Origin of the sequence: Bacteroides sp. AM54-2NS, from assembly GCF_003602935.1 — a bacterium.
GTDB lineage: Bacteria > Bacteroidota > Bacteroidia > Bacteroidales > Bacteroidaceae > Bacteroides > Bacteroides xylanisolvens.
Genome location: NZ_QTMZ01000006.1, coordinates 108,054 through 120,763 on the forward strand (window position 1 = coordinate 108,054; position 12,710 = coordinate 120,763).

7 protein-coding genes and 2 pseudogenes are annotated in these 12,710 nt (G+C 40.6%); 7 read left to right on the top strand and 2 right to left on the bottom strand.

Going from position 1 to position 12,710, the window contains the following annotated elements; all coding sequences use genetic code 11:
- Window positions 1-3,360, top strand: coding sequence for a S41 family peptidase (locus tag DXA05_RS05785; protein WP_128858899.1), 3,360 nt, complete (start codon window positions 1-3; stop codon window positions 3,358-3,360).
- Between the two features lie 155 nt (window positions 3,361-3,515).
- On the opposite strand, the gene DXA05_RS05790 is transcribed toward DXA05_RS05785, so the two are convergent.
- Window positions 3,516-4,187: a DUF6198 family protein gene (locus DXA05_RS05790; RefSeq protein WP_128858900.1), complete on the bottom strand. Its 672-nt coding sequence runs from the start codon at window positions 4,185-4,187 to the stop codon at window positions 3,516-3,518.
- 155 nt (window positions 4,188-4,342) lie between these two features.
- Between DXA05_RS05790 and DXA05_RS05795 the strand changes: the two genes are divergently transcribed.
- Window positions 4,343-5,233 (top strand): AraC family transcriptional regulator, encoded by an 891-nt coding sequence (locus tag DXA05_RS05795; protein WP_004304051.1) that lies wholly within the window; start codon window positions 4,343-4,345, stop codon window positions 5,231-5,233.
- A 174-nt stretch (window positions 5,234-5,407) separates the two neighbouring features.
- On the opposite strand, the gene DXA05_RS05800 is transcribed toward DXA05_RS05795, so the two are convergent.
- Window positions 5,408-7,165: a 1-deoxy-D-xylulose-5-phosphate synthase gene (locus DXA05_RS05800; protein WP_128858901.1), complete on the bottom strand. Its 1,758-nt coding sequence runs from the start codon at window positions 7,163-7,165 to the stop codon at window positions 5,408-5,410.
- A 178-nt stretch (window positions 7,166-7,343) separates the two neighbouring features.
- On the opposite strand from DXA05_RS05800, the gene DXA05_RS05805 reads away from it, so the two are divergent.
- From DXA05_RS05805 to DXA05_RS05825, 5 genes and pseudogenes are all read left to right on the top strand, one after another.
- Window positions 7,344-8,111, top strand: coding sequence for a class I SAM-dependent methyltransferase (locus DXA05_RS05805; RefSeq protein ID WP_004317699.1), 768 nt, complete (start codon window positions 7,344-7,346; stop codon window positions 8,109-8,111).
- A 411-nt stretch (window positions 8,112-8,522) separates the two neighbouring features.
- A pseudogene (locus DXA05_RS05810) lies at window positions 8,523-9,553 on the top strand (alpha/beta hydrolase).
- Between the two features lie 55 nt (window positions 9,554-9,608).
- A pseudogene (locus DXA05_RS05815) lies at window positions 9,609-10,471 on the top strand (DUF3737 family protein).
- A 3-nt stretch (window positions 10,472-10,474) separates the two neighbouring features.
- Window positions 10,475-11,632 carry a MalY/PatB family protein gene (locus tag DXA05_RS05820; RefSeq protein ID WP_128858902.1) on the top strand — a complete coding sequence of 386 codons (1,158 nt, stop codon included), beginning with the start codon at window positions 10,475-10,477 and terminating at the stop codon, window positions 11,630-11,632.
- An 84-nt stretch (window positions 11,633-11,716) separates the two neighbouring features.
- Window positions 11,717-12,628: an EamA family transporter gene (locus DXA05_RS05825; RefSeq protein WP_347812587.1), complete on the top strand. Its 912-nt coding sequence runs from the start codon at window positions 11,717-11,719 to the stop codon at window positions 12,626-12,628.
- Window positions 12,629-12,710: the final 82 nt, after the last annotated feature.

A 12,710-nucleotide genomic window follows, 5' to 3' on the forward strand; every position in this document is an offset into this window, starting at 1 on the left:
ATGAAGAAACTAATAACTTCTTTAGCGCTGGTATTATCAGCATTATCCAGCTATGCAATTACTCCTTTGTGGATGCGTGATGCACGTATATCACCGGATGGATCAGAAATTGTTTTTTGTTACAAGGGTGACATTTATAAAGTCCCTGCACAAGGAGGAACAGCTGTTCAACTCACCACACAAACCTCTTATGAAGCCAATCCGGTTTGGTCGCCCGATGGCAAGCAAATTGCGTTTGCCAGTGACCGGAATGGAAATTTTGACTTATTCATTATGCCTGCTGACGGAGGTGCCGCCCGGCGACTGACCTATCATTCTGCATCAGAAATACCGTCGGCTTTTACTCCGGATGGAAAGTATGTCTTTTTCTCTGCTTCTATACAGGATCCGGCAAGCACTGCCCTGTTTCCTACAGGAGCAATGACGGAATTATATAAAGTTCCTGTTGCCGGCGGACGTACCGAGCAAGTGCTGGGCACTCCTGCTGAACTGGTCTGTTTTGATAAAACAGGGAAGAATTTTCTTTATCAGGATCGTAAAGGGTTTGAGGATGAATGGAGAAAGCATCATACTTCTTCCATTACGAGAGATATCTGGTTATATAATACCCAAACGGGAAAACATACGAACCTGACAAACCGGGGAGGAGAGGACCGTAATCCTGTGTATGCACCTGATGGTAATGCTGTCTATTTTTTAAGTGAGCGTGATGGAGGTTCCTTCAATGTGTATACTTTCCCTTTGAATACCCCACAGGAAGTGAAAGCTGTGACTACTTTCAAAACTCACCCGGTACGTTTTTTGTCTGTCAGCGATAAAGGTACCTTATGTTATACCTATGATGGTGAGTTATACACACAGAAGTCTGGTGCACGTCCGGAAAAAGTAAAAGTAGAACTTGTTCGTGATGATGAACAGCAGCTTGCTACACTTAAATTCTCGCAGGGAGCAACTTCCGCTTCTGTATCTCCGGACGGTAAACAAATTGCTTTTATTGTACGTGGTGATGTGTTTGTGACTTCAACTGATTATGCTACCACCAAGCAAATCACAAATACTCCGGCAAAAGAAGCTGCCGTTTCTTTTGCTCCGGACAACCGGACACTGGTTTATGCCAGCGAGCGAACCGGTAACTGGCAACTTTATACCGCCAAAATAAGTCGTAAGGAAGACCCGAATTTCCCTAATGCCACTCTTATTGAAGAGGAAGTATTATTACCGTCTAAAACGGTAGAACGTACTTATCCGCAATATTCACCGGACGGTAAAGAATTGGCTTTTATCGAAGACCGTAATCGTTTGATGGTACTCAATTTGAAAACAAAAAAGGTACGTCAGGTAACGGATGGTTCTACATGGTATAACACCGGAGGTGGATTCGATTACGAATGGTCGCCTGACGGTAAATGGTTCACTCTTGAATTTATAGGCAACCGCCACGATCCTTATTCGGATGTAGGCATTGTCAGCGCACAGGGAGGGGCAATTACTAATCTGACAAATAGTGGATATATCAGTGGTGCTCCGCGTTGGGTACTCGATGGGAATGCTATTCTTTTCCAAACCGAGCGCTATGGTATGCGTGCGCACGCTTCCTGGGGATCGCAGCAAGATGTGATGTTGGTGTTTCTCAATCAGGATGCTTATGATCGTTACCGTTTGAGTAAGGAAGATTTCGAATTACTCAAGGAATTTGAAAAGGAACAGAAGAAGGCAAAGGAGAAAGACGATGAGAAGACGAAAGACGCAAAGAAGTCTAAAGCAGAAAAAGCAGATAAAGGAAATGCTAACAAGGGAAAGACTGATAAAAGCAAGGCCGACAAGGAAAAGAGCAAAGTAGATAGCAGCAAAGACAGTAATCAGGATGAGTCTGCTGATGATAAGGCAGATCAAAAAGAGATACTTGTCGAGCTGAACGGCATTGAAGACCGTATCGTACGTCTGACTCCCAATTCATCCGACTTGGGTAGTGCCATACTTTCAAAAGACGGGGAAGATCTTTACTATTTCTCTGCGTTCGAAGATGGATATGACCTTTGGAAAATGAATCTCCGTGAAAAAGATACGAAGCGTCTGCACAAACTCAATACCGGTTGGGCATCGTTGATGTTGGACAAAAAAGGAGATATCTTTTTGTTGGGAAGCCGGATTATGCAAAAGATGGATGCCAAGTCGGATGCGTTGAAGTCCATCAGCTATCAGGCTGAAATGAAAATGGATTTGGCTGCCGAACGTGAAACGATGTTTGACCATGTGTACAAACAGCATCAAAAACGTTTTTACAATGTCAATATGCACGGGGTTGACTGGGATGCTATGACTAATGCTTATCGTAAGTTCTTGCCTCATATTGATAACAATTATGACTTTGCAGAATTGTTGAGTGAGTGGTTGGGTGAGCTGAATGTTTCACATACCGGAGGACGTTATTCTCCCAAAGGAAAAGGAGATGTCACTTCTAATCTCGGACTTTTGTTCGACTGGGATTATCAGGGAAAAGGAATGCAGATTGCCGAAGTAATAGAAAAAGGTCCGTTCGATCATTCACGTACCAAAGTAAAGACTGGTTGCATCATTGAAAAGATTAATGGAGAAGAGATAACTCTCGATAATGACATAACCTGCTTGCTGAATAATAAAGCAGGGAAGAAAACATTGATTTCAATCTACAATCCACAAAATAAAGAGCGTTGGGAAGAAGTGGTGATGCCGGTCACCAACGGGCAACTGAATGGATTGTTATACAAACGTTGGGTAAAACAACGTGCGGCAGATGTTGAAAAATGGTCGAAAGGACGTTTGGGATATGTTCATATTCAGTCGATGGGAGATGACAGCTTCCGTACTGTATACTCGGACATTCTGGGAAAATATAACAACTGCGAAGGTATTGTGATTGATACCCGTTTCAACGGTGGTGGCCGTCTGCATGAAGATATTGAAATACTGTTCAGTGGTCAGAAGTATTTTACACAAGTAGTGCGTGGACGTGAAGCCTGTGATATGCCGAGTCGTCGTTGGAACAAACCTTCCATTATGCTGCAATGTGAGGCCAACTACTCGAATGCACACGGAACTCCGTGGGTATATAAACATCAAAAGATTGGCAAACTTGTCGGTATGCCTGTTCCGGGTACTATGACAAGTGTGTCTTGGGAAACTTTACAAGATCCTTCACTGGTTTTTGGTATTCCTATCGTCGGTTATCGTTTGCCTGACGGCAGTTATTTGGAAAATACCCAATTGGAACCGGATGTAAAGGTTGCCAATAATCCGGAAACAGTAGTCAAAGGAGAGGATACCCAACTAAAGGTGGCTGTGGATGAACTTCTGAAAGAGATAGATAGTCAGAAGAAGTAAATACGAGTATAATTATATCTAAAATAAAGAGTCGCTTCTTTGAAAGAATCAATCAGATTCTAACAGAGAAGCGACTTTCTTTTATAGTGATTTCTTATATTGACCTTTTTATATGACTCCTTTTATAAGGCGTTTATTTTAAATAGATATAGGGCTTACTTCCAGACCGGCAGTAATCTATGGAGGGTTTTTCTAGTCATTATCTTCTGATTCAGGAAGCTGACGATATACCCCGTTATACAAGCGGCAATGAGTGATCCTTCGCGTACTCCCTGAATACCTTGAGTCAGCAGGAGCGAGAGAATCACGGCTAATGTAACCAAAGTAATATCAAAATAAACTTTGAACTTTCCAAATTCCTTGTTATAATGGCGGGATGCATATTTCACAAATGCTTCTGCGCTCATCATGGCTACTTTGGGTTTCAGTTCAAGCACTACTCCGATAGACTGCACCATGCATCCTGTAAGTAATAAAGCAATCGACATACTATAATTAGCGGGATGCAGTTCGCTTGTCAGCATCATATTGAAATCAATGAATGCCGAAAAGATAAAAGAGAACGGTAGTTGAAGAAGAATTTCAATAATATCCTGTCGGGTTCTATTCTTTCGGATTAACCAGAACTGTCCCAGGATAAGCACCATGTTGATGATAAATGTGCAAGTACCCAACGATAAAGGACTATTCAGGCTTAATACATAATTGATGCTCGATATGGGAGTAGTTCCCAATGCCGAGCGTATAATCAACACGATACCTGCCGCTAAAAAATAGAGTCCGATAACAAACACTAAATACCTCTTAAAAATCTCTTTCATTTCCATGTCTTTTTAACCTCTTTCTATTGATTCCTTTTTCATGTATTGAAAAGGATATGCAAAGGTCTTGTTTTTTACTCTGAAATAGATTATCTAATTCCATACAGTTTTTGTCATATCCGAAACAAATCGTATTTTTACGTCATAAAATAAAGGTGTAAATGGTAAAATCTCGTATATTTGATAATACGCAACTATTGAAGGAGCATCCTGAACTTCCTCATTATAAAGAGGAGGTAGTCTGTTTCCGGAGTGAATATAAAGATAGAAGTTATCCGGCAAATGAATGTTATTTCAATCGGGAGCTTTATATGATATTCGTTCTTGAAGGCCGTTCGGAAATTCTACTGAATGGAGAGTTTATTGCGATAGAACCGAATATGTTACTTATTCACGGAGCAAATTATCTCACGGAACATCTTTATTCAAGCCGGGATATTAAATTTATCACTCTCGCCCTTTCCGAATCTATGCGGACGGACGATTCATATCTGACACAAATCACGGCAATCCTGTTGGCAACCATGAGGCGGAATAAGCAATATACGATTCAGTTGACAGAGTATGAAGCTCAAATCATCCATAAGGAGCTGGAAGTATTGATGCATCTGATGAATATTGAACATCATTTCCTTTTCCGGCGTATACAGGCAGCGTGCAATTCTCTGTTTTTGGATATAGCAGATTTTCTTTCCCGAAAGACCGTTATCAAAAAAGAGATCAGTCGTAAAGATCACGTTCTGCAAGAATTTCATGCACTCGTTACCCGTAATTTCAGGGAAGAACATTTCGTGAGCTTTTATGCGGATAAACTGGCTATTAGTGAACAGTACCTGGCACGCATTGTACGTCTTGGAACAGGTAAGACTATCAATAGCCTTATTAATGAATTGTTAGTAATGGAAGCGCGTACTTTATTGAGTTCTACCAAATTTACGGTTGGCGAGATTGCTGCTAAACTGGGGTTTAGTGATGCAGCCGGTTTTTGTAAGTTCTTTAAAAGAAATGCGGGACAGACTCCGTTGAATTATCGGAAAGGATTATTGATTTGAACGGAAAGGATTGCTGAACTGAATGGGGAATTACTGAACTGAATAGAGAATATAATGAATTTAAATAATAAGTTGGCTGATTTGAATAAAAATGGAAGTAGGTTGATGCAACTCAACTGTCCTTAAAGACCGTATACATCAACCTACCTGAATATATAGTGAATGGGTTTGATTTTAACCGATCACTGCTGTGATATCTTCTACAATCTGTTCATCCGTCAGATGATTGGCACGGAGAAACTCCTGTATATCATATCGGTCAACAAATTCTTTTTTAGCTCCAAAGTTCAGAACTTTCATGTTTGTAGCACCATAATAACGGGCAATCTTTTCACCGAAACCGCCATCCAATACACCGTCTTCCAACGTAATCACTAATTCGTGATCTGCTTTCAGTTCATCCATCAGTTCGTTGTCTACACCGGTGATGTAACGCGGATTGATGAGTGTTGCGTCAATATTGGCTTTTTCTTTCAGAAGTGATGCAACCGACTGTCCCAATCCATAGAACGAACCTAAAGCAAGAATGGCTACTTTCGCTCCACGATGCGTCACTTTATAGCGATTGAGAACACTATAATCAGTCTCCACCGGTTCCCCACAAGTAATTACATCTGTTGCCGGTACACGGATAGCAACCGGGTATTCATTTTGGCGGATACTCCATTCTAGCATAGCAAGATATTCCTCTTTGCAAGTCGGTGCCAGATAAACCATATTAGGAATATTGCTGATGAGCGGAATATCGAAGAAGCAGAGGTGAGTTACATCATTCATTCCAGACAGTGTTCCCCAGAATACCAACAAAACAGCCGGGTTATTATTGATACAGAGGTCTTGCGAAAGTTGATCGTATGAACGTTGGATAAATGTACTATACACTCCGTAAACAGGTTTTCCGCCATTGGCTGCGATGCCCGAAGCAAGAGCTACTGCGTGTTCTTCTGCAATGCCGACATCTACAAACTGTTTGCCAGCTTCCTTGCGGCGGTCCGGAGTGAATCCGAGAACGGCAGGAGTACCCGAAGTGATTGTTACCACTCGCTTGTCTTCTTTCATCTTTTTCAGCAGATATTGGGCAGTCATTTCGCTATAATCTTCCGCATCCTCGGCAAACTTTGGTTTTCCGGTTTCTATATTGAAAGGAGTGAGCCAGTGAAAAGTTTCCCTATCTTGTTCTGCAGGTTTATAACCTTTCCCTTTCAGAGTATTAATATGTACTACTACCGGATGCTGAATATCTTTCACTTTAGAGAAAGCCTTAACCAATGCTTCCACATTATTGCCGTCGTTCACGTACATATAATCCAATCCCATAGCCTTGAAGAAATTACATTCGCACTGACCGTTACTGTCACGCAATTTTTTCAGGTTCTTATATAGTCCACCGTGATTTTCGGCAATAGACATCTGATTGTCATTGACAATAATAATCATGTTTGTACCAAGCTCCGCCACATAATCCAATCCTTCAAATGCTTCGCCGCCACTTAAGGAACCGTCGCCTATCACGGCTATGATATTCTCATTGCCACCGGTCAGGTCGCGTCCTTTCGCCAATCCGCTAGCCAGGCTGACGGAAGTGGAAGTATGACCGATAACAAAAAAATCATGCTTACTTTCTTGTGGTTCGGAATAACCGGATACGTTGTCATACTCTGCCGGATAGAGAAAAGCATCTTTCCGTCCGGTCAGCATCTTATGTACATAACTCTGATGCGATACATCAAAAACAAGCTTGTCTTCCGGTGAATTGAATACATAATGTAAAGCGATAGTCGCTTCCACCATTCCGAAATTAGGGCCGAAATGCCCGCCGTGTTCACTCAACTTTTGCAGGAGTGATGCACGGATTTCATTACTTAAATCATTGAGTTCTTTAAACGATAACTTCTTTACGTCTGCGGGAGAGTAAATATTTTCTAAATACATATCAATTTGTTTTTTACGTTTATACCTATTATCTTTATCACACTGCAAAGATACTGCTGATTTTAGATTCGATTTGTATATAGATTACGGATTATTTTACCTATATTACCGACCTTGGAAAATAGGACTGACGATAAACATAAAAATAGTAGATAATATATATTGGAGGACAACATATATGAATAGTGATTATAAAGTGGGCGATTTAATTTATGATGCAAATATTTATGATGCGATGAATACTAATCTAGATGATTGGTACTTTTATAAGCGATGGCTGCCGGAAAACAAGGATGCCAGGATACTTGAACTTTGTTGTGGTACGGGCAGGCTCACTCTGCCCATTGCAAAGGAAGGATATGATATTACTGGGATTGATTATACCCCTTCAATGCTTGCCCAGGCAAAAATTAAAGCTTCCGAAGCAGGATTAGAAATAAGTTTTATCGAGGCAGATATCAGAACTTTGAATTTGCCGGAAAAATACGACTTTATCTTTATTCCGTTTAATTCAATTCATCATTTATATAAGAATGAAGATTTATTTAAGGTATTTAATGTCGTTAAGAATCACCTCAAAGACGGTGGCTTATTTCTGTTTGATTGTTTTAATCCGAATATCCAATATATAGTTGAAGGTGGAAAAGAGCAGAAAGAAATTGCTGCATATACAACCGATGACGGTAGAGAAGTATTGATAAAGCAGACTATGCGATATGAAAATAAAACTCAGATTAACCGTATCGAATGGCATTATTTTATCAATGGCAAGTTCAACTCTATTCAAAATCTGGATATGAGAATGTTCTTCCCTCAAGAGTTAGATTCATATTTGGAATGGAATGGTTTTCATATTAATCATAAGTATGGCGGATTTGAAGAAGAGGCATTTGACGATAATTCGGCAAAACAGATATTTATTTGTCAATGTGATTTAGTGTATTGAGATTTTATTAATAAATAAGTGAAAATGTAATTTGTCGGCAATCAGTATGGTAGCGTGGTTGCCTAAAGACCTTTTGGGGCTGTCTTTATCCTTTTGAACTGGAAGTACTCATCAGAATTCTTTTTCAGTTTCGACTTTTCTCATTTTGTTTAATGATTCTTTAGTTACTTCTCGTAATAAATTTGGCGTTCGCTAAAGTAGGAAGTCTGACTTTGGCTTCCTTGGTTTTGATACTTACTTCATTTCCTTAAATAGGTTAGAATAGATATTATAGCAGATTGATAAAAAATAGAATCTGTAATTCGGGTAATAATGTCAGTAATTCATCTACATACAGTCTCTTTATTTCACCCTATTTTTGCAACGTAGAAAATAGATAATCAATTCTTTAATTATTAAAACACAAGAGATATGAAACGGATTTTATTATTAACAACTGTATTTATGATGATGCTTGGAACTAGTTTTTCTTCTGCACAGACAGATGCAGATAACTTTTATAAAAGTGATTTGGTAAGTGTGGAGAAAGTTTCTTTTTCCAACCAGTATAAAATGAAGGTAGCCGGAAATTTGTTTCTGCCTAAGAATATGAAAGAAGGGGACAAATACCCTGCAATCATTGTCGGACATCCAATGGGAGCTGTCAAGGAACAGAGCGCGAATCTTTACGCAACGAAAATGGCCGAACGGGGTTTGTAACACTCTCCATAGACCTGTCTTTTTGGGGTGAGAGTGAAGGCGAACCGCGTAATGCTGTTCTGCCGGAAGTTTATGCGGAAGACTTTAGTGCCGCAGTTGATTTTTTAGGTACCCGTCCATTTGTTGACCGGAATCTGATTGGAGTAATCGGTATTTGCGGTAGTGGAAGTTTTGCTATCAGTGCAGCGAAAATAGACCCTCGCCTTAAAGCCATTGCGACAATCAGTATGTACAATATGGGTACGGCTAGCCGTAACGGGTTAAAACACTCATTGACATTGGAACAGAGAAAGCAAATAATGGCTGAAGCGGCAGAACAGCGTTATGCTGAATTTTTAGGTGGAGAAACTCAATATACAGGTGGCACCGTACATCAACTGACAGAAAAGTCCAGTCCGATTGAACGGGAGTTCTATGAGTTCTACCGTACACAAAGAGGAGAATTTACCCCCGACGGAGCAACTCCTATGACCACCACTCATCCTACACTTTCAAGCAATGTGAAATTTATGAATTTCTATCCTTTCGAAGATATTGAGACTATTTCACCCCGTCCTATGCTTTTCATCACCGGTGAAAATGCCCACTCACGTGAATTTAGTGAAGACGCCTACCGATTGGCCGCCGAACCTAAAGAACTGTATATAGTACCCGGCGCCGGACACGTAGACCTTTACGACCGTGTAAGCCTTATACCATTTGACAAGCTGGAATCTTTCTTCAAGGAGTATCTGAAGAAATAGTGATAACAGGAAGTGTAAATGTAACTTTTGAAATAACAGATTAAAGAATAAACTAATGGAACAAATAAGAAATAAAGAATATGGAGGCGAACGTCCTCTGTTCGCGACCCACGACCTTCAACTGGAAGATGTAACAATTCACGCCGGTGAATCTGCATTGAAAGAATGTAGTAATATTATAGCAATCAACTGTCGCTTTGAAGGAAAATATCCTTTTTGGCATACCAACGGATTCATTGTGAAAAACTGTCTCTTCACAGAGGGAGCCCGTGCTGCTCTATGGTACTCTCAAAGTCTGCAAATGGCAGATACCTTGGTAGAAGCACCGAAGATGTTTCGTGAAATGGACGGAATAAAACTCGAAAACGTGCAGTTGCCTAATGCTTTGGAAACGTTTTGGTATTGTCGTAATATAGAGCTGAAGAACGTACAGATTGATAAAGCGGATTACCTTTTTATACACAGTGAGAATATTAAGATACAAAACTATGCCCAAAACGGGAACTATTCGTTCCAATATTGCAAGAATGTAGAAATCCATAATGCAGTTATCAATTCCAAAGATGCTTTCTGGAATACGGAAAATGTAACAGTCTATGATTCCGAGCTGAACGGAGAATATCTGGCTGGCATTCTAAAAACTTACGTCTGGTAAATTGCAGGATTTCGGGGACTCAACCGCTTTGCTACGCACATGATCTGGTGATGGAAAATTGTACGATGGCGGAAGATGCTGACCTTGCTTTTGAACACAGTAGTGTGAAGGCAACGATTAAAAGTCCCGTTCATTGCGTAAAAAATCCTCGTACGGGAAGTATTGTTGCCGAAAGTTTCGGAGCAATCATTTTGGACGAAAATATTAAATCACCAGCAAATTGTGAATTGAAACTTTGGGACGATCTAACCTGTTTTAATTGAAATATGAAATATAATTTCGATGAAATTATTCCACGCAGAGGAACGAATTCTTATAAATGGGATTCGGCTGAAGATGCGGATGTATTGCCGATGTGGGTAGCTGATATGGATTTCCGTACGGCTCCCCCTGTCGTGGAGGCATTGAAGAAACGGGTGGAACATGGGATTTTCGGTTATGTACGTGTACCTGATGCATACTACGAGGCAGTTCTAAATTGGTTTGCTCAACGGCATGCCTGGCGGATGGAAAAAGAGTGGATTATTTACACCACCGGTGTTGTGCCGGCAATATCTGCTGTGATTAAAGCATTAACGCTGCCCGGAGATAAAGTAATGGTGCAGACACCTGTATATAACTGTTTTTTCTCCTCTATCCGTAATAACGGATGCGAGATGATTGCCAATCCTTTGGTATATAGAAACAGGGGCTATCAGATTGACTTTGATGATTTGGAGCGGAAAGCTTCAGACCCGAAGGTAAAACTTCTGTTGTTATGCAATCCGCACAATCCTGCCGGAAGAGTGTGGAGCAAGCAAGAGTTAAGGCGGATAGGTGAGATTTGTCTTCGAAATAATGTGTTTGTGGTTGCGGATGAAATTCATTGTGAATTGGTATTTCTGGGGCATGAATATACTCCTTTTGCTTCTATATCAGAAGAATTCCTACTGAACTCGGTCACTTTTGTTTCGCCTAGCAAAGCCTTTAATTTGACAGGACTTCAGATAGCCAATATCATTTCCGCAGATGCAGATGTACGGAGGCGGATAGATAAAGCGATTAATATAAATGAAGTCTGTGATGTGAATCCTTTTGGAGTGGAGGCGTTGATAGCTGCTTATAATGAGGGTGAAGAATGGCTGGAAGAACTTAAAATCTATTTGTTTGCGAATTACATCTATTTAAAAGGTTATTTCGAGACCTATCTTCCGGAGTTTCCTGTAATGATGTTGGAAGGTACGTATTTAGTTTGGGTAGATTGTTCGGTTCTGCATCAGGCGTCAGCGGAAATAGTCAAAGACTTGTTGAAGAAAGAAAAACTTTGGGTGAACGAAGGCAGCCTGTATGGAGAGGCTGGTGAAGGATTTATCCGTATCAATATTGCCTGTCCGCGACAGCGGTTGATAGATGGATTAAACAGATTGAAGCGGGCTTTGAAATAATAAAATAATTGTCAGTTTATTGAGAGATCCCCCTTCTCACTCCCCGTAAATACGAATGAAAAGAAGTAATATGGAAAGTCTGAATTGTTCGAAAGGGAATACGGTAGGTATTGTTGTTGCCTATTTTCTCATTTATGTAGTCTGGGGCTCCACCTATTTTTTTATCGGTGTGGCCTTGAAAGACTTTTCGCCTTTCCTTCTCGAGCGCTCCGGTTTACGGCTGCCGGGATTATACTTCTGGGAATCTGTTATTTGCGGGGAGAACAAATTATAAAGAAAAGCTTGGTAAAACGTTCCGCCGTTAGTGGCATTGTATTGTTGTTTGTAGATATGGCTGTCGTTATGTTGGCGCAACGTTATCTGACCAGTAGCCTTGTAGCCATTATCGCTTCTTCCACAGCCCTTTGGATTTTGCTGTTGGATGTCCCGATGTGGTGTACTAATTTCCGTAATCCACTTACTATAATGGGAGGTTTGATTGGTTTCGGAGGGGTAGTGATGCTTTATGCAGAGCAACTCAATGTCAGATGGTTACATTTGTATAGTGAGCGTGGTATTCTGCTCCTTATTTTTGGGTGCATATCCTGGGCTTTGGGAACGCTATATGCCAAATATCGTTCTTCTCGTGAAGAAAAAGTGAATGCTTTTGCCGGTTCTGCCTGGCAGATGCTTTTTGCCAGTGGAATGTTTTGGCTTTGTGCTGTTATCAATGGAGATGTTCGGGAGGCCGATTTGCGTGAAGTCTCGGTTACAAGCTGGCTCTCCCTGCTTTATTTAGTCTCTTTCGGTTCTTTACTGGCATATTCGGCATACGTTTGGCTGTTGAAAGTGCGTCCGGCTGCGGAGGTAGGGACACATGCTTATGTCAATCCTTTTATTGCTGTTCTTTTAGGAGTCTTTTTAGGAAACGAACAGGTTACTTTTATTCAGGTTTCCGGTTTGCTGGTTATTCTGTTGGGAGTGATGTTGATAAGTCGGAAGCGTAAAGCGCAATAAATAGAAAACGATGTACATCTTATACCATTTCGATAATATAATTCCTTATATTTGTATCAGGATGAATAAACCAATAATTTGA